This is a genomic window from Pseudomonas sp. MF6394, from assembly GCF_002018845.1.
In the GTDB taxonomy this organism is placed as follows: Bacteria; Pseudomonadota; Gammaproteobacteria; order Pseudomonadales; family Pseudomonadaceae; genus Aquipseudomonas; species Aquipseudomonas lactis.
Map to the genome: position 1 here is coordinate 41531 of NZ_MVOJ01000005.1, position 17266 is coordinate 58796.

Here is a 17266-nt window from a genome sequence, read left to right on the forward strand (position 1 = left end):
CAGGCCAGGGACAAATCCCTGTATCTAAAAATGAGTAGTGACCATGCCTGTTAACAGCCACACTCGTTCGGTCATTCTGACCGAATCAGCCGACGCGGCGCGATGCGCCCGTCTTCGCTCACTTCACCGATACCGATAAAGCGACCGTTATGATCCTGTACTCGCACCATGCCGAACTTCGGGGCATCCGGGGCGCGTACCGGCTGGCCGTTGAGCCAGTAGAACGCGCTGTGCTCCGAGAAGTGCAGCAGCGGCCAATCGAGCAAACCGCTGTCCGATGGCATCAGGAAGCGATCAACCGCTTCATTGCCGCCTTCGGCATGTACCGCTTCCAACTCTTCCAGCGTGACCGTCTGGGCCAGGCTGAAAGGCCCGGCCTGGGTGCGTCGCAGTTCTGCAACGTACGCGCCGCAACCGAGCTTTTCACCAATATCTTCCACTAGGGTACGGATATAGGTGCCTTTGCTGCAGTCCACGGCCAAACGGGCAGTGTCGCCTTCGCAAGCGAGCAATTCCAAGCGCGCAATAGTAACAGAACGCGGTTCGCGCTCCACTACTTCGCCCGCACGTGCCAGCTTGTAAAGTGGCTGGCCATCACGTTTGAGTGCCGAGTACATCGGCGGTATCTGACTGATTTGCCCACGAAAAGCGGGTAAGGCAGCTTCGATATCCGCACGACCAACGGTCACGTCGCGAACCTGCAAAACATCACCTTCGGCATCTGCCGTGGTGGTGGTCTTGCCCAGTTGCATCAGGGTTTCGTAACCCTTGTCGGAATCAAGCAGGTATTGCGAAAACTTGGTGGCCTCGCCAAAGCACAACGGCAATACACCGGTGGCCAATGGATCAAGGCTGCCGGTATGCCCGGCCTTCTCGGCATTGAGCAGCCAGCGAACCTTCTGCAACGCGGCATTGGAGGTAAAGCCAATGGGTTTGTCGAGCAGAATGATGCCACTGACGTTGCGACGGATACGTTTGACCTGAGCCACCGCTTACTCCTTGGCGTCTTCAGGTGTGGACGGATGCTGGCTGTCTTCAGCCACGGCGCGTTCGATCAGGGCCGACAGGTGCGCGCCACGCACGACGCTTTCGTCGTAGTGGAAGTGCAACTGCGGAACGCTGCGCAGCTTCATTTCACGGGCCAACTGCATACGCAGGAAACCTGCGGCGGAGTTGAGCACCTTGATGCTTTGCGCGATTTCTTCGCTGCTGTCCTGCCCCATCACGGTGATGAAGATCTTGGCGTGACCCACGTCACGGCTCACTTCAACAGCGGTAATGGTGACCAGGCCAACGCGTGGGTCTTTGACTTCGCGACGGATCAGTTGGGCCAGCTCACGCTGCATCTGATCGCCGATACGCTGGGTACGGCTGTATTCTTTTGCCATGTCTTGTTACCTGTTACTGCCACACGGTGAAACCCGTGGGGTCTGAAAGCGGCAAACGCCCGGCCTGACAAAAGCCAGACCGGGCGTTGCGTTTAGAGTCCTGACGCTGCGCGGGGCATCTGCATGCCCACACGCTGCGCGGCTCCTGAAGTGCGCGAGTTAGAGGCTGCGAGCAACCTGAACCTTCTCGAAGACTTCGATCTTGTCGCCAACCTTGACGTCGTTGTAGCTCTTGACGCCGATACCGCATTCCATGCCGGCACGTACTTCGGCAGCGTCATCCTTGAAGCGGCGCAGGGATTCCAGCTCGCCTTCGAAGATAACGATGTCTTCACGCAGTACACGGATTGGACGGTTACGGTACACAGTGCCTTCAACCACCATACAGCCGGCGATCGCACCGAATTTCGGCGAGCGGAACACGTCACGCACCTCGGCGATACCCAGGATGTTCTCCCGGACGTCGCTGCCAAGCATGCCGGTAAGGGCTTTCTTGACGTCTTCGATGATGTCGTAGATGACGTTGTAGTAACGCATGTCCAGGCCTTCCTGCTCGACGATCTTGCGAGCGCCAGCATCGGCACGCACGTTGAAGCCGAACAGTACAGCGTTGGAAGCCAGTGCCAGGTTGGCGTCGGATTCGGTGATACCACCGACACCGCCACCGACAACGCGCACTTGCACTTCGTCGTTACCCAGGCCGTTCAAGGCGCCGTTCAACGCTTCGAGGGAACCACGAACGTCAGACTTGAGGACGATGTTAAGCGTCTTCTTCTCTTCCTGGCCCATGTTCTCGAAGATGTTTTCCAGCTTGCCGGCGTGAGCACGGGCCAGCTTGACCTCGCGGAACTTGCCTTGACGGAACAGAGCCACTTCACGGGCTTTCTTCTCGTCGGCCACTACGCTCATCTCGTCGCCAGCATCCGGCGTACCGTCCAGGCCGAGAATCTCGACTGGGATGGCAGGACCGGCTTCCTTGATTGGCTTGCCGTTCTCGTCGAGCATGGCACGTACACGGCCGTAGTTCGAACCGACCAGCACCATGTCGCCTTGGCGCAGGGTACCGTCTTGAACCAGCACGGTAGCAACCGGGCCACGGCCCTTGTCGAGACGGGACTCAACCACGACGCCACGGCCAGGAGCCGATGGAGTAGCGGTCAGTTCCAGGACTTCGGCTTGCAACAGGACCGCTTCGAGCAGTTCGTCAACGCCGGTACCCATTTTTGCCGAGACCGATACGAATGGCGTCTCGCCACCCCATTCCTCGGACGTCACGCCGTGAACCGACAGTTCGCTACGGATGCGATCGAGATCAGCGCCCGGCTTGTCGATTTTGTTCACGGCAACGACCAGAGGAACACCGGCAGCCTTGGCGTGCTGGACAGCTTCAATGGTCTGCGGCATTACGCCGTCGTCCGCTGCAACCACCAGGATCACGATGTCGGTCGCCTTGGCACCACGGGCACGCATTGCGGTAAACGCGGCGTGACCTGGGGTGTCGAGGAAGGTGACCATGCCGCGCTCGGTTTCAACGTGGTATGCACCGATGTGCTGGGTAATACCACCGGCTTCGCCTGCGGCAACCTTGGCACGACGGATGTAGTCGAGCAGGGAAGTCTTACCGTGGTCAACGTGGCCCATTACGGTCACAACCGGCGCACGGGAAACCGCTTCACCTTCAAACTTCAGGGACTCGGCCAGGGAATCTTCCAGGGCGGTGTCGCTGACCAGAGTCACTTTGTGGCCCAGCTCTTCAGCAACCAACTGGGCAGTTTCCTGGTCCAGTACCTGGTTGATGGTGGCTGGAGTGCCCAGCTTGAACATGAACTTGATGATTTCAGCAGCCTTGACCGACATCTGCTGGGCCAGATCGCCCACAGTGATGGTCTCGCCGATCTTCACTTCACGCACGACAGGGCCGGTTGGGCTCTGGAAACCGTGGGCGTTGCGCTTCTTCAGCTTGGCCTTGCCGCGACCACCACGACGGAAGCCATCGCTTTCTTCGTCGGTGGTACGTGGGGCAACGCGTGGCGCAGGCGCTTTCTCTTTGACCGAGGCGCGGTGCGGAGCGTTTTTACGCTCGCCATCGCCACCACCACCGCGACGATTGTTGTCGTCAGCACGTGGTTTGTCCGGACGACGAGGCTCGTCGCGCTTGCGGGCATCTGCTGCAGGAGCAGGTGCAGCGGCAGCCGGGACAGCCTCACGCACAGCTTCAACAGGGGCGGCGACCGCGTCAGTGGCAGCAGGTTGCGCAGCAGCAGGCTGGCGACGCGCTTCTTCTTCGGCGCGACGCTTGGCTTCTTCTTCAGCCTTCTGACGTGCAGCATTTTCTACTGCGCGACGTTCTTCCAGCTCGCGTTTGCGCTCGGCTTCGATTTCTTCCGGGCTGCGCTGTACGAAGACTTTCTTCTTGCGTACTTCAACGCTGATGCTCTTGCTACCTGCAACCCGCAGGGTGCTGGTGGTTTTGCGCTGCAATGTAATCTTGCGCGGTTCTTCCACTTTCGCCTTGTGGCTGCTCTTCAAGTGAGTCAGCAAAGACTGCTTCTCACTATCGCTCACACCTTCATCGGCGGCGGTGTGCGGCAGACCTGCCTCACGCATCTGCTGCAACAGGCGCTCTACCGGTGTTTTGACCTCATCGGCCAGTTGTTTCACCGTGACTTGCGTCATGCACTTCTCTCCTCAGGCCGCGCCTAATTACTCGAACCAATGGGCTCGGGCGGCCATGATCAACTTGCCGGCACGATCTTCGTCAATGCCGTCGATGTCGAGCAGATCGTCAATAGACTGCTCGGCCAGGTCTTCGCGGGTAATTACGCCGCGCACCGCCAGTTCCATCGCCAAATCCTTGTCCATACCCTCAAGCGAGAGCAGGTCTTCGGCCGGATGGGCGTCTGCCAGCTTTTCCTCAGTAGCGATGGCTTTAGTCAACAAACGATCCTTGGCCCGAGCGCGGAGCTCGTTGACGATATCCTCGTCAAAGCCGTCGATGTTGAGCATTTCTTCCAACGGTACGTAGGCAATCTCTTCCAGGCTGGTGAAGCCTTCATCTACCAGTACCTGTGCCAGTTCTTCATCGACTTCCAACTCTTCGATGAAGTTGCGCAGGATGTCACCGGTTTCAGCTTGCTGCTTAGCCTGGATGTCCGATTCGGTCATCACGTTCAGGGTCCAACCGGTCAGTTGGCTGGCCAGACGCACGTTCTGACCACCACGACCAATGGCCTGAGCCAGATTGTCTGCGCCAACGGCGATGTCCATTGCATGGGCATCTTCGTCAACGATAATTGCCGCCACTTCAGCTGGCGACATGGCGTTGATCACGAACTGCGCCGGGTTATCGTCCCACAGGACGATGTCCACACGCTCACCGCCCAATTCGCCCGACACTGCCTGGACGCGCGAACCGCGCATACCGATGCAAGCGCCTTGCGGGTCGATGCGTTTGTCCTTGGAGCGGACCGCGATCTTGGCACGCGAACCCGGGTCACGGGACGCAGCCATCACTTCGATCAGGCCTTCGGCGATTTCCGGCACTTCGATACGGAACAGCTCGATCAGCATTTCCGGCGCGGTCCGCGACAGGATCAACTGTGGGCCGCGGTTCTCGGTGCGGATTTCCTTGAGCAGCGCACGCAAGCGCACGCCGACACGGAAGGTTTCGCGAGAGATGATGTCTTCGCGGGCCAGCAACGCTTCGGCGTTGTTGCCCAGGTCGACGATCACGTTGTCGCGGGTAACTTTTTTCACGGTGCCGGAGATGATTTCACCCAGGCGTTCGCGATAGGCGTCAACGACTTGAGCGCGCTCGGCTTCGCGAACCTTCTGCACGATGACCTGCTTGGCGGTCTGTGCAGCAATACGGCCGAATTCGATCGACTCGATCTTTTCTTCGACAACATCGCCAACCTGAGCGCCCGGATGCGTTTGCGCAACCTTGCTTGGCCAGGTTTCGATTGCCGGATCATCAAGATCGTCCTCTTCGACCACCGTCCAACGACGGAAAGTCTCATAGGCACCGGTGTGGCGGTTGATTTCCACACGCAGATCTACTTCGTCTTCAAAACGTTTCTTGGTAGCAGTGGCCAGGGCCAGCTCCAACGCTTCAAAAATCACGCTTGCCGGTACACCCTTTTCATTGGATACCGACTCAACAACCAGCAGTACTTCTTTGCTCATCGTACGCCTCGCCTTTCGCAAGCCATTGGATCCGCGGGATCCGCGTCTCAGTCAAAACTGGGAATAATGTTGGCCTTGTCGATCATATCGATCGGCAACAGGAACTCATGGTCTTCTACCTGCACCACGACATCCTGCTCTTCTACACCGCGCAGAAGGCCCTGAAAGTTGCGTCGCCCTTCAAAGGGGGAGCGCAGCTTGATCTTCACTTGTTCACCGGCATATTTAGCAAACTGCTCGATAGTGAACAGTGGGCGTTCCATGCCTGGCGAGGAAACTTCAAGGGTGTATTCAACGGAGATTGGATCTTCAACATCCAGCACACCGCTGATCTGACGGCTGACAATGGCACAATCGTCCACCAGCACGCCGCCCTCTTTATCGATATAAACGCGCAACATTGAGTGGCGACCTTGAGCCGAAAACTCAATACCCCAGCATTCATAGCCTAGGGCCACGACCACCGGGGCCAACAAGGCCTGCAACTCTTCTAGCTTGCTCGACACCTGAACCCCCTCGTGCATGTATGTGCATGCTGTGCAAAATAAAAAAATGGGCGAAACGCCCATCCTTGAAACGCCGTCGAACAGCGGCGTTGAAAGTGTCCAGCTAACAAAAAGCCCCTTAAAAGGGGCTCCGCTAAAACTGGTTGCGGGGGCCGGATTTGAACCGACGACCTTCGGGTTATGAGCCCGACGAGCTACCAGACTGCTCCACCCCGCGACAAAGCTGGGGCGGAAGTATACGACCGATCCCTTGCAGGGTCAATGTAACCTTCCACCTACAAGAAAGCCCGCAACAGCGGGCTCTCCTGATAATTGGTACCGAGAAGGGGACTCGAACCCCTACACCCTATGGGCACAACCACCTCAAGGTTGCGTGTCTACCAATTCCACCACCTCGGCAATACAGCGTTTACAACCCTTCTTACTTCTGCTCTTGAGCTGGAGGTACGTCAGTCGCTGGAGTAGCCGACTTTTGCTCTTGAAGCACCGGGACATCATCAGAAGCCGGTTTTGCTTTTGGAACTTCCAACACTGCTGGGTTTGGTAAACCTACTTGAGTCAGCACATGAGCTTTCTCTTTAGCAAAGTAACCTAACCCTAAGCTGGTTATGAAGAAACCTGCGGCAAGTATAGCAGTAAACTTACTAAGAAAGGTAGAGGAACCTTGGCTTCCGAACACAGTATTTGAAGCACCTGCACCGAAAGACGCACCAGCATCCGCACCTTTACCCTGTTGCAACAAAACCAGAGCAACTACGCTCAGGGCAGCCAACAGATGAAAAACGACTACGACTGTTTCCAGCATTTTTTCAGTTTCCCGCGGCGCGACAGATCGCACCGAACTCATCTGCATTCAGGGAAGCTCCACCAATGAGCCCCCCATCGATATCCGGCATGCCGAACAGTTCGACCGCATTGGCCGCCTTCACGCTGCCGCCGTATAGAAGCCGCACACCTTGTGCGACTTCAGAATTCTCTGCCGCCAACTGCGCGCGGATGGCTGCGTGCACATCCTGCGCCTGTTGCGGTGTAGCAGTCAGCCCGGTGCCAATGGCCCAGACCGGCTCGTAAGCAATAACTGCTTTTGCAAATGCACCTACACCCAGCTCCTCGATGATGCTGCCCAGCTGACGCGAGACAACTTCAAGAGTCTTGCCCGATTCGCGCTGCTCAAGGGTCTCCCCAATGCACAACACCGGAATCAAGCCACAAGCCTGTGCTGCGGCGAACTTGCGGTTGAGCGTCCCATCCCGCTCGCCCATCATCTGGCGACGCTCGGAGTGCCCGACAAGCACATAGGAACAACCCGCATCAACCAGCTGACTCGGCGAAATCTCGCCGGTCAACGCACCTTGCATCGGCTCTACCGCAGAGTTCTGCGCGCCGACCTGAATCGACTTGCCTTTCAAGCCATCAACCACTTGGTTGATATGCAAGCAAGGCGGGAACACCGCAACGTCAACACCGCTAGGCAAGGCCAAGTGACGAAGGCCGTTGATCAGCTCAGCGACACTGGCGCGGGTACCGTGCATCTTCCAGTTACCAGCTACCATAGTGCGACGCATGCTGTACCCCGTCGGTCAAAGTGGGCGCAGATGTTACCCAACCACATCATCACTGGCAAGCCGAATTCAGGCGCAAACTTCAGTTACCAGTTTTGCCAGGTCTTCGGCATGGCCGCGAACCTGTGTTTCGTCCTCGCCTTCGACCATCACGCGCACCAACGGCTCTGTGCCGGACTTGCGCAGCAACACACGCCCGCGCCCCGCCATTGCCTGGGTCACGCGTTCGCAAGCCTCTTTGACAGCAGGGTGCTCGATGGGGTTTTCGCCACCGGCAAAACGCACATTGAGCAGCACTTGCGGGCACTTGCGCAGGGCTTGGCGTGCCTGGGCCAGGCTCTCCTCGCGGCGACGCAGGGCCAACAGCACCTGTAGCGCGGCGATGATCGCGTCACCCGTGGTGGTGTGCTGGAAGCAGACCACATGACCGGAATTCTCACCGCCAACCAACCAGTTACGCTCCAGCAGCTCGGCGATCACGTAGCGGTCACCGACATTGGCGCGAATAAAGGGAATCCCCAGTTCTGCCAACGCCAATTCCAGCCCGAGATTACTCATCAGGGTGCCGACCACGCCACCTTGCAGCTTGTTACGCTCATGCAGGTCACGGGCAATGATGAACAACAGATCATCACCATCCACGATCGTGCCGGTGTGATCCACCATCAGCACACGGTCGCCATCGCCGTCAAAAGCGATGCCCAGGTCCGCATGCTCAGCCAGCACAGCAGCCTGCAACTGCTCCATGTGGGTAGAGCCGCAATTGTCGTTGATGTTCAAGCCGTTAGGCTGAGCCGACAGCACGGTGACCTGTGCACCCAGCTCCTTGAAGACGCTCGGCGCCACCTTGTAGGTCGCACCATGGGCGCAATCGACAACAATCTTCAAGCCTGCAAAATTGGTGCTGCTCGGAACACTGCTTTTACAGAATTCGATATAGCGGCCTGACGCGTCGTTAATGCGCGACACCTTGCCCAGCTTGCTGGACTCAACCACCGTCATCGGCGCATCCAGCAGCTCTTCGATCATCAACTCGATCTCGTCAGGCAGCTTGGTGCCCTGCCCCGAGAAAAACTTGATGCCATTGTCATCATGAGGATTGTGGGAGGCGCTGATCACAATACCGGCTTCAGCGTGGAAGGTACGCGTCAGGTAAGCGATTGCCGGCGTAGGCATAGGGCCCAGCAGCATCACGTCGGCCCCGGCGGCGGACAATCCGGCCTCCAGCGCGGATTCAAACATGTAGCCCGAAATACGGGTGTCCTTGCCCACCAGGATGCGACACGCGCCCTTGCTGCGGAACGCCATGCCTGCCGCCCAACCCAGTTTGAGCATGAAATCAGGGGTGATCGGGAATTCGCCGACCCGACCACGAATGCCGTCGGTGCCAAAATATTTCTTAGTCATAAGTGCTCCATCATTCTTATTCGGCTGATTCTACAGCAGCGAGCATGCGCACCACATCGACCGTTTCGGCGACATCATGCACACGCAAAATACGTGCGCCCTTGGTTACAGCAAGCGCCGCAAGCGCCAGGCCGCCATACAGGCGTTCGCCGACCGGGCGATTCAAGGCGAGCCCTATCATGCTCTTGCGCGAAACGCCGACCAACAGCGGGCGACCAAGGGCGTGCAAGGCGTCCATGTGTTTGAACAGGCTTAGATTGTGTTGCAGGGTCTTGGCAAAGCCAAACCCCGGATCGAGGATGATCTGTTCGGGCGCAATACCCACAGCCACACACTGGGCAATCCTCTCAGCAAGAAACCCACTCACCTCGCCAACCAGGTCGTCGTAATGCGGATTGTCCTGCATGTTGCCGGGCTCACCCAGCATATGCATGAGGCAGACGGGCAAGCCAGTTGCAGCGGCCGCATCAAGGGCGCCGTCGCGCTGAAGCGAACGCACATCATTGATCAAACCAGCCCCGAGACGCGCGGTTTCGCGCATCACTGCCGGGGTGGAGGTGTCTACCGAGATGATGACATCCAGCTCACGGGCAATGCGCTCAACCACCGGCGCCACCCGCTCCAGCTCCTCCAATGGAGAAACAACGCGGGCGCCAGGGCGGGTCGATTCCCCTCCCACATCAATCAACGTCGCACCGGCAGCCACCATCGCCTCGGCGTGGTGCAACGCGGCGTCCAGCTGGCTGAAGCGGCCACCATCGGAAAAGGAGTCAGGGGTTACATTGAGGATGCCCATGACATGCGTCCGGGCCAAATCAAGAACCCGGTTGCCGCAAGGCAACCGGGTAGAGGACAAAGCAGAAGTCATTTCAAACCTTAGTGATCAGCTGCCGGGCCGCCGATAGGCGTTTCAGGGCGCTCATTCTGCACCACAGGCGGAGTGCCCGAAGTACCCGAACCACCTTCCCAGTCGCGCGGCTCACGCGGCGCACGGCCCGCCATGATGTCGTCGATCTGGTCGGCATCGATGGTTTCGTACTTCATCAACGCATCAGCCATGGCGTCCAGCTTGTCACGGTTGTCAGTCAGGATCTGCTTGGCCGTGCCGTAGCACTGGTCAATGATGCTGCGAACTTCGGAGTCGATCAGCTTGGCTGTCTCACCCGAGAAGCTGGCGCTTTGCCCACCGCCACCACGACCCAGAAACACTTCGCCTTCTTCTTCGGCGTACATCAATGGGCCGAGTTTTTCCGACAAGCCCCACTTGGTCACCATGTTTCGCGCAATCTGGCTGGCACGCATGATGTCATTGGAGGCGCCAGTGGTCACACCATCAAAGCCAAGGGTCATTTCCTCAGCAATACGGCCACCATACAGCGAGCAGATCTGGCTGATCAGCGCACGCTTGGAGAGGCTGTAACGATCCTCTTCCGGCAGGAACATGGTCACACCGAGTGCCCGGCCACGGGGAATGATCGACACTTTGTAGACCGGGTCATGCTCAGGCACAACACGACCTACAATGGCGTGACCGGCCTCGTGATAGGCGGTGTTCTGCTTCTCTTTCTCGGACATGACCATGGATTTGCGCTCGGCGCCCATCATGATCTTGTCTTTCGCCAACTCGAACTCTTTCATCTCAACGATGCGCTTGCCAGTACGGGCAGCGAACAGCGACGCCTCGTTCACCAGGTTTGCCAGGTCAGCACCGGAGAAGCCGGGAGTACCACGGGCGATCACAGCCGGAGCCACGTCGTCACCCATCGGCACCTTGCGCATGTGTACTTTCAGGATCTGCTCACGGCCACGGATGTCCGGCAGGCCGACCACAACCTGGCGGTCAAAACGGCCCGGACGCAGCAACGCAGGGTCCAGCACGTCGGGACGGTTGGTTGCGGCGATGACGATAATGCCGTCATTCATCTCGAAACCATCCATCTCTACCAGCAACTGGTTGAGGGTCTGCTCACGCTCATCGTGACCGCCACCCATGCCAGCGCCACGATGGCGACCAACGGCATCGATTTCGTCGATGAAGATGATGCAAGGCGCGTGCTTCTTGGCCTGCTCGAACATATCGCGAACACGGCTGGCGCCGACGCCGACAAACATTTCGACGAAGTCAGAACCGGAAATTGTAAAGAAAGGCACCTTGGCTTCGCCGGCAATCGCCTTGGCCAGCAAGGTTTTACCGGTACCCGGTGGGCCCACCATCAGCACACCGCGAGGGATACGGCCACCCAGACGCTGGAATTTGCCCGGATCACGCAGGAACTCGACCAACTCGCCGACTTCTTCCTTGGCTTCGTCGCAACCTGCAACGTCAGCCAAAGTGGTTTTTACCTGGTCTTCGGAGAGCAGGCGTGCCTTGCTCTTGCCGAAGCTCATCGGCCCGCCCTTGCCTCCCGCACCACCTTGCATCTGGCGCATGAAGAACATGAACACGGCGATAATCACCAGGATCGGGAAGCTGGCCACCAGGAGCTGGGTCCAGATGCTTTGCTGTTCAGGCTGCTTGCCTTCCACAACGACCTTGTTATCCACCAGGTCACCGATGAGACCGTTGTCCTGAATGGCAGGACGAATGGTCTTGAAGCTGTCGCCATCGTTGCGCTTACCGGTAATCACGTAGCCATCAACCGCTACGCGCTCGACCTTGCCATCCTTAACTTGCTGGATGAAGTCGGAATAGTTGAGGGTCTGCGGCTCGTTAGGGCTGGAGAAGTTGTTCATCACCGTCACCAGGACAGCCGCGATGATCAACCACAGGATCAGATTCTTTGCCATATCGTTCAATTAACTACCCTCTGAAGCAAGCTCCGCTACTGGCGCGCGCTTCGCATGATATTCACCGGCCTAACTTACTACATTACCTACAACTCTGGCAGGCGCCGTCTGTAACCCTTTGTGAAACTTTGACTACGCAATATTCGTAAAGCTTCATGACGAAAGCGATATAAAAAAACCTATCGCCCCCCTCGAATTTCTCAAAAACGCTCTTCACTCGCCGCGCCTTCGACGCCACGGTAGCCACGGCACAGCAGATACTGCTCCCTGGACCTGTCACGGGAAGAGTCCGGTTTGCGGGTCTGCACCTTGTCGAACAACTTGCGAATGTTCTTGTGGTACTCGTCGAAACCTTCGCCCTGGAAGACCTTCACCAGGAAATCGCCACCCGGACGCAATACCCGACCCGCCAAATCCAGCGCCAGTTCACACAGGAACATGGCACGTGGCATATCAACAGCCGGTAATCCACTCATATTGGGGGCCATGTCGGAAATCACAAGGTCTACCTGCGAATTTCCCACGGCCTCCAGGATCTCGGCCAATACTTTGTCCTCGGTAAAATCGCCGTGAACAAAGGTCACGTCCGGGATGCTGTCCATCTCGAGGATGTCCGAAGCGATCAGTCGACCTTGCCCACCAATCAGACGACTGGTCACCTGGGACCAGCCACCGGGGGCCGCGCCGAGATCGATAACGCTCATGCCTGGACGGATCAGTTTGTCCTTGTCCTGGATCTCCAGCAGCTTGTAGCTGGCACGGGAACGATAGCCGTCCTTTTGCGCCTTTTTGACGTAAGGATCATTGAAATGTTCTTGTAGCCACTTAAGGCTGGTTTTGGAACGGGCCACGGGCCACCTCGAAAAAATAAAACGGGTCGTGATTAACTGGGCGGTCCCGGACTCGCTCGGGTAAACTGGCCGCCGCTTTTTACAAGATCAGACGCAGGGGTCAGATTATGCCGCTCACTCAAGAGCAGAAGAAACAGTACAAATCCATTGGCCACCATCTGAAACCAGTTCTGATTGTGGCAGACAACGGTTTGACTGAGGGTGTGCTAGCCGAATTCGAGCGCGCACTGAACGATCACGAACTGATCAAGATCAAGGTCAACATCCTTGATCGCGAAGCGCGCCTGGCCGCCGTTGCAGAATTGTGCAAGGTCGGCAAAGCGGACCTGGTTCAGGTCATCGGCAAGATGGCGCTGCTGTATCGCAAGAACTTCAGCGTCAACAAGCAACTGTCGAACGTTCATCGCTTCAAATGATGAAAAGGGTCAAGGGCGTGCTTCGCGCGCCCCGCCACTCCATCCCGGCGCAGGTTGCATAACCAGCACCAGGCCAGAGAACCCTAGCACAAGATAGCTGAATAACTGCCAGCGCAACGCTTGCGGCAGCCACACATGCACCACGCAAAACATTGCGCATGCATACAGCGCCATCAGCAGCAGTTGCCCGCGAATATCCCGCCACAAACTCTTCAGGCCTTCAGCCTTGACCAGCACCAACACCTGAAGCAGCACGCACGCCGCCGCAAAACTCACCAGCAGCGCACTCAGCAATCCGTCGATCTCATCGATCAGCAGCGGCGCCAGGCCAATCAGGCCCAACGCCGGCAATACACCAATATGCAACAGCCATAGGCCGCCCACCCAAAGCATCTGAGAGAGCTGCCAAAGCATGGCGCCCGCACGCAGCGGGCGCCGTCTTTCAGATGTGACGAACTTCGACAATCTCGTACTCGATCACGCCACCCGGCGTCTTGACGGCCACCACATCACCCTCTTCCTTGGCAATCAAGGCGCGGGCCAGCGGCGAACCAACAGAGATCTTGCCGAGTTTGAAGTCAGCTTCATCTTCACCCACGATGTGATAGACAACGCGCTCATCAGTCTCGACGTTGGCGATCTCAACAGTGGTGCCGAAAATCACTTTACCGGTATGAGGGATGGAGGTGACATCAATGATGACCTGATTCTGAATCCGGCCCTCGATGTCACGAATCCGCGCCTCGACCATACCCTGCTGCTCACGAGCAGCGTGGTATTCAGCGTTTTCCTTCAAGTCACCCAGCTCGCGGGCCGTACCGATGTCCTGGCTCAGCTTTGGACGTACGACCTTGGTCAGATGGGCGTGTTCCTCTTCCAAGGCCTTGGCGCCCTGGACGGTCATTGGGTATTTGATCATGCCTTCAATCCTGCGTGTAGATCCTGCAAGCGACGCACGGTCTTTTCCGGACCGAACTTGAGCGCTTCACAGATAGCTTCGCCAGCAGCAATGGTAGTGGTGCAGTAAATCTTGTGCTGCAAGGCATTACGACGAATGGAATAGGAGTCCGCGATCGACTGACGACCTTCGGTGGTATTGATGATCAGGGTGACTTCGTCATTCTTGATCATGTCGACCACGTGCGGACGGCCTTCCGTCACCTTGTTCACGCGGCGTACTTTCAGGCCGGCAGCTTCGATCAGCTTGGCGGTCCCGGCGGTAGCCACGACTTCAAAGCCCAAGTTGATCAGATCGCGGGCGACCCCTGCAACCAGTGGCTTGTCGTCATCACGCACGCTGATAAACGCGGTACCGCCGGTCGGCAGCACTTCGCTGGCACCCATCTGGGCCTTGGCGAACGCCTCACCGAAGGTATCGCCCACGCCCATCACTTCACCGGTGGACTTCATCTCTGGGCCCAGGATCGGGTCCACGCCAGGGAACTTGGCGAATGGGAACACCGCCTCTTTCACACTGTAGAAGTTCGGAATGATTTCCTTGGTAAAGCCGATTTCCTTCAGGGTCTTACCGGCCATCACACGCGCAGCGATCATGGCCAGGGACACACCGATGCATTTGGACACAAACGGTACGGTACGCGAAGCACGCGGGTTGACTTCAATGACGTAGATATCTTCGCCTTGCAGCGCCAACTGTACGTTCATCAGGCCGACAACGCCCAATTCCAAGGCCATCTTCTTGACCTGTTCGCGCATCTCATCCTGAATGTGCGCCGGCAGCGAGTACGGCGGCAGCGAGCAGGCCGAGTCACCGGAGTGAACGCCGGCTTGTTCGATGTGCTGCATGATGGCGCCGATGACTACATCCGTGCCGTCGCAGACCGCATCCACGTCCATTTCGATGGCGCAGTTGAGGAAGTGGTCCAGCAGCACCGGGCTGTCGTTGGAGACTTTCACCGCATCACGCAGGTAGCGCTTGAGTTCTTCTTCTTCGTAGACGATTTCCATCGCCCGGCCGCCCAGTACGTAGGACGGACGCACCACCAACGGGTAGCCGATCTTGCTGGCCGCGCGGATGGCTTCGTCTTCGCTGCGCACGGTGGCGTTCGGCGGCTGACGCAGGTTCAGGCGCTCAACCATTTGCTGGAAACGCTCACGGTCTTCGGCACGGTCAATCGCATCCGGGCTGGTACCGATGATCGGCACGCCGGCGGCTTCGAGGGCGCGCGCCAGTTTCAGCGGGGTCTGGCCGCCGTACTGGACGATCACGCCTTTAGGCTTCTCGACGCGGCAGATTTCCAAGACGTCTTCCAGCGTTACCGGCTCGAAGTACAGGCGGTCGGAAGTGTCGTAGTCAGTGGAAACCGTTTCCGGGTTGCAGTTGACCATGATGGTCTCGTACCCGTCTTCGCGCAGGGCGAGGGCGGCGTGTACGCAGCAGTAGTCGAACTCGATGCCCTGGCCGATACGGTTCGGACCGCCACCCAGGATGATGATCTTGTCGCGGCCCGTCGGCGCGGCTTCGCACTCTTCCTCATAGGTGGAGTACATGTAGGCCGTGTCGGTGGCGAATTCCGCGGCGCAGGTGTCAACGCGCTTGTAGACCGGGAAGATATCCAGCTTGTGGCGATGAGTGCGCAGGTTCTTCTCGGTCACACCCAGCAGCTTGGCCAGACGCTGGTCGGAGAAACCTTTGCGCTTGAGGCGGAACATCAGGTCGCGGTCGATAGACGACAGACCCAGCGTCTTGACCTTCTCTTCTTCCTTGATCAGATCTTCGATCTGCACCAGGAACCACGGGTCGATCATGTTCATGCCGAAGATATCTTCGACGCTCAGGCCGGCACGGAAGGCGTCCGCCACGTACCAGATACGCTCAGCGCCCGGCACGGTCAGCTCGCGCTTGAGGATGCTCATGCTTTCCGGGTTGCTCAGGTCGAGCTTCTCGTCCAGGCCGCAAACACCCACTTCCAGGCCGCGCAGGGCTTTCTGCAGGGATTCCTGGAAAGTGCGGCCGATTGCCATGACTTCACCGACCGACTTCATCTGGGTGGTCAGGCGCGCATCCGCCTTGGCGAATTTCTCGAAGGCAAAGCGCGGCAGCTTGGTCACGACGTAGTCGATAGACGGCTCGAAAGACGCCGGCATCGCGCCGCCGGTGATTTCGTTTTGCAGCTCGTCCAAGGTGTAGCCGATAGCCAGCTTGGCAGCGATACGCGCAATCGGGAAGCCAGTCGCTTTCGAGGCCAGTGCCGAAGAACGCGATACACGTGGGTTCATCTCGATCACGACCATGCGGCCGGTGTCCGGGCAGATGCCGAACTGAACGTTGGAACCGCCGGTTTCAACGCCGATCTCGCGCAATACCGCCAGGGAGGCGTTACGCAGGATCTGGTATTCCTTGTCGGTCAGGGTCTGTGCTGGCGCCACGGTGATCGAGTCACCGGTGTGCACGCCCATCGGGTCGAAGTTTTCGATGGAGCAGACGATGATGCAGTTGTCCTTCTTATCGCGGACAACCTCCATCTCATATTCTTTCCAGCCGATCAGGGATTCGTCGATCAGCAGCTCTTTGGTCGGCGACAGGTCCAGGCCGCGAGCGCAGATTTCTTCAAACTCTTCACGGTTGTAAGCGATACCGCCGCCGGTGCCGCCCATGGTGAAGGACGGACGGATAATGCACGGGAAGCCCAGGGTCTCGAGGACCGCGTTGGCTTCTTCCATGCTGTGGGCGATACCGGAACGCGGGCACGCCAGGCCGATCGACTTCATGGCCTTGTCGAAACGCGAACGGTCTTCAGCCTTGTCGATGGTGTCGGCATTGGCACCGATCATCTCTACGCCGAACTTTTCCAGGACGCCTTCGCGCTCCAGGTCCAGGGCGCAGTTCAGAGCGGTCTGGCCGCCCATGGTTGGCAGCAGCGCGTCCGGTCGCTCTTTCTCGATGATCTTGGCAACGGTCTGCCACTTGATCGGCTCGATGTAGGTGGCGTCGGCCATGGCCGGGTCGGTCATGATGGTGGCCGGGTTGGAGTTCACCAGGATGACGCGGTAGCCCTCCTCGCGCAGGGCTTTACAGGCCTGGGCGCCGGAGTAGTCGAATTCGCAGGCCTGGCCGATCACGATCGGGCCAGCGCCGAGAATCAGGATGCTTTTTATGTCTGTACGTTTTGGCATGGGTTTGTCACTCAAATCCGCAGGTCA

The 17266-nt window shown here is 58.2% G+C and carries 15 protein-coding genes and 2 tRNA genes; 1 reads left to right on the plus strand and 16 read right to left on the minus strand.

What is annotated here, in order from left to right:
- Positions 1 to 71: 71 nt before the first annotated feature.
- From truB to rlmE, 13 genes are all read right to left on the minus strand, one after another.
- Complete coding sequence (gene truB, locus MF6394_RS07475) at positions 72 to 989, minus strand: tRNA pseudouridine(55) synthase TruB (RefSeq protein ID WP_014719950.1); 918 nt, start codon at positions 987 to 989, stop codon at positions 72 to 74.
- Positions 990 to 992: 3 nt separating this feature from the next.
- Entirely contained in the window at positions 993 to 1388 is a 396-nt protein-coding gene (rbfA, locus tag MF6394_RS07480; protein WP_016973761.1) for a 30S ribosome-binding factor RbfA, read from the minus strand.
- Positions 1389 to 1547: 159 nt separating this feature from the next.
- Positions 1548 to 4064 (minus strand): translation initiation factor IF-2, encoded by a 2517-nt coding sequence (gene infB, locus MF6394_RS07485; protein WP_078466405.1) that lies wholly within the window; start codon positions 4062 to 4064, stop codon positions 1548 to 1550.
- A gap of 27 nt (positions 4065 to 4091) precedes the next feature.
- Entirely contained in the window at positions 4092 to 5573 is a 1482-nt protein-coding gene (nusA, locus tag MF6394_RS07490) for a transcription termination factor NusA (protein WP_003194187.1), read from the minus strand.
- Positions 5574 to 5620: 47 nt separating this feature from the next.
- Positions 5621 to 6079 (minus strand): ribosome maturation factor RimP, encoded by a 459-nt coding sequence (gene rimP, locus MF6394_RS07495; protein ID WP_032873230.1) that lies wholly within the window; start codon positions 6077 to 6079, stop codon positions 5621 to 5623.
- Positions 6080 to 6219: 140 nt separating this feature from the next.
- Positions 6220 to 6296: transfer RNA gene (locus tag MF6394_RS07500), tRNA-Met, on the minus strand.
- Between the two features lie 96 nt (positions 6297 to 6392).
- Positions 6393 to 6478, minus strand: a tRNA-Leu gene (locus MF6394_RS07505).
- A 22-nt stretch (positions 6479 to 6500) separates the two neighbouring features.
- Positions 6501 to 6884 (minus strand): preprotein translocase subunit SecG, encoded by a 384-nt coding sequence (secG, locus tag MF6394_RS07510; protein WP_003194191.1) that lies wholly within the window; start codon positions 6882 to 6884, stop codon positions 6501 to 6503.
- A 4-nt stretch (positions 6885 to 6888) separates the two neighbouring features.
- Positions 6889 to 7644 carry a triose-phosphate isomerase gene (tpiA, locus tag MF6394_RS07515; RefSeq protein ID WP_003194193.1) on the minus strand — a complete coding sequence of 252 codons (756 nt, stop codon included), beginning with the start codon at positions 7642 to 7644 and terminating at the stop codon, positions 6889 to 6891.
- A 66-nt stretch (positions 7645 to 7710) separates the two neighbouring features.
- Entirely contained in the window at positions 7711 to 9048 is a 1338-nt protein-coding gene (glmM, locus tag MF6394_RS07520; RefSeq protein ID WP_078466407.1) for a phosphoglucosamine mutase, read from the minus strand.
- 16 nt (positions 9049 to 9064) lie between these two features.
- The gene (gene folP / locus MF6394_RS07525; RefSeq protein WP_047711796.1) at positions 9065 to 9916 is read right to left on the minus strand and encodes a dihydropteroate synthase; all 852 of its coding nucleotides are present in this window, start codon (positions 9914 to 9916) and stop codon (positions 9065 to 9067) included.
- 8 nt (positions 9917 to 9924) lie between these two features.
- Positions 9925 to 11835 (minus strand): ATP-dependent zinc metalloprotease FtsH, encoded by a 1911-nt coding sequence (gene ftsH / locus MF6394_RS07530; RefSeq protein ID WP_032895273.1) that lies wholly within the window; start codon positions 11833 to 11835, stop codon positions 9925 to 9927.
- A 200-nt stretch (positions 11836 to 12035) separates the two neighbouring features.
- Positions 12036 to 12686, minus strand: coding sequence for a 23S rRNA (uridine(2552)-2'-O)-methyltransferase RlmE (gene rlmE, locus MF6394_RS07535; RefSeq protein ID WP_003194199.1), 651 nt, complete (start codon positions 12684 to 12686; stop codon positions 12036 to 12038).
- Positions 12687 to 12793: 107 nt separating this feature from the next.
- Here rlmE and MF6394_RS07540 point away from each other — a divergent pair, with 107 nt between their 5' ends.
- Complete coding sequence (locus tag MF6394_RS07540; protein WP_003176146.1) at positions 12794 to 13102, plus strand: YhbY family RNA-binding protein; 309 nt, start codon at positions 12794 to 12796, stop codon at positions 13100 to 13102.
- Positions 13103 to 13111: 9 nt separating this feature from the next.
- Here MF6394_RS07540 and MF6394_RS07545 read toward each other — a convergent pair whose 3' ends face one another.
- Genes MF6394_RS07545 through carB form a run of 3 tightly spaced genes read right to left on the minus strand, consistent with a single transcriptional unit; the run spans position 13112 to position 17239 of the window.
- The gene (locus MF6394_RS07545) at positions 13112 to 13516 is read right to left on the minus strand and encodes a hypothetical protein (protein ID WP_044268600.1); all 405 of its coding nucleotides are present in this window, start codon (positions 13514 to 13516) and stop codon (positions 13112 to 13114) included.
- Between the two features lie 28 nt (positions 13517 to 13544).
- The gene (gene greA, locus MF6394_RS07550) at positions 13545 to 14021 is read right to left on the minus strand and encodes a transcription elongation factor GreA (protein WP_003194203.1); all 477 of its coding nucleotides are present in this window, start codon (positions 14019 to 14021) and stop codon (positions 13545 to 13547) included.
- Entirely contained in the window at positions 14018 to 17239 is a 3222-nt protein-coding gene (carB, locus tag MF6394_RS07555; protein ID WP_003194205.1) for a carbamoyl-phosphate synthase large subunit, read from the minus strand. Before carB ends, greA begins: the two co-directional genes overlap by 4 nt.
- Positions 17240 to 17266: the final 27 nt, after the last annotated feature.